The sequence below is a fragment of the Vibrio sp. Vb1554 genome (genome assembly GCF_033344235.1).
On sequence record NZ_JAWPOJ010000132.1, the window covers coordinates 1 to 1,622 of the forward strand.

At 48.6% G+C, this 1,622-nt stretch carries 1 protein-coding gene; it reads right to left on the minus strand.

The window, feature by feature from the left end; translation table 11 throughout:
• On the minus strand, positions 1-1,622 hold a 1,622-nt coding region (gene pulA, locus R8N28_RS24280), incomplete at both ends, for a pullulanase-type alpha-1,6-glucosidase (RefSeq protein WP_318183554.1).

Consider the following 1,622-nt stretch of genomic DNA (forward strand, 5'->3'; position numbering starts at 1 on the left):
ACCGCCATCAAATGGGCTACCGCCACGAACAGCGTCACGCAGACGATCCGAGAACGTACCGATTTCAGTGCCAGCCATGTTTAGCTGAGTGGCTTGATCAAAACGAGCGTTGTTAGACACTTCACCGAAGTCCCAACCTTCACCGTAGAACAAGGTGTTTTCGTCAATCTTGCGGATTTGCTCAAGCGCGTAGACCATCACATCTTTTGGCTGGTGGCCCATTAAGTCGAAACGGAAACCGTCAACTTTGTAGTCGTCCGCCCACACTTTCAATGAGTCAACCATCAGTTTACCCATCATCAAGTTTTCTGTTGCGGTGTTGTCACAACAGGTTGAGTTTTCTACGCCGCCAGTGTTGACGTTAAGACGGTGGTAGTATCCTGGGACGATTTTATCTAGAACGGATGTGTCGTTAATGCCAGAGGCATTGGTGTGGTTGTACACCACGTCCATGATCAGCTTCAGCTTCATTTTGTGCGTTGCTTGCACCATTTCACGGAACTCAAGAATACGTTTTGAGCCGTTTGGATCGGTCGCGTAGCTGCCTTCTGGCACCGTGTAATGGAATGGGTCGTAACCCCAGTTGAAGCTGTCTAGCATGCGCAAATCGTTCATCAGTGCTTGCGCAGAACCGGTGGCTGGATCGTAGCTGTTCAGCACATCTTCAATCACTTTCCCGCCATCAACTTCGTCACAGACAGACGCTTCTGGTTTGATGCCACACAATTTACCTACGGTGTCAGTAATATCGACGCGGTTCGCCGCTTCTTCATCAACTGTAGCAATGTCGAACGCTGGCAGGATGTGAAGCGTTGTTAAACCAGCGTCTTTTAGTGCTTGCAAGTGAGAGACCGATTCGCGGTCTGCTTCTGTGAGTGCTAAGTACTTACCGTTGTATTCTTTGGTGCCTTTTGTATCGTTAAAGCTGAAGTCACGAAGGTGTGATTCGTAAAGTACGTGGTCTTCATCTTTTTTAACGGTTGGGCGTTCGTAGTCGCTCCAGCCTTGTGGCATCAATCTTGGATCATCCAAATCGATCACTTGAGAGTACATCGAATTTTTCGATAGGCTCAGAGAGTATGGATCTGTGACCAAGCGAGTTTCGATGACGCCCGTTGTTGGGTGGTAAACTTTAACTTGGTAACGGTAGTATTTGTTGACGACGTTGCTTTGCGCTTCAGAAACCCAGATACCGGTTGCTGAATCTTCTTTCATCGCAACGGTTGTCTCTTCTTTCAGATTCTCGTCATAGATGATCAGAGCAACGTCTTGCGCTGTTGGCGCCCAAAGTTTGAAGGTTGTTGCGCCGCCTTCCACAATCGCGCCGAGTTCTTGGCTAATTGCGTTACCTGCCTTGGAGTCGGCAAACACCGCATCCAAAACGCCCGGCTTTTGCACTTCAGTTGCAGAAATAACGTCGCCATTTGCGTTGTAAGCCACCATGACGATTTGTGATTTCAGAATCGTACGTAGGGTTGCATCGTCCACATCAATGCCAGCAGCTTGAAGGCTTGCAAGGTGGCGGAAACGAGATTTAAGACCGTCAGACAAATCGCCCGCTTTGGTCAGTTCAACAGCTGTACCGCCAGAGATTTGCTTGTCTTCATCCATTTTGATGTCGT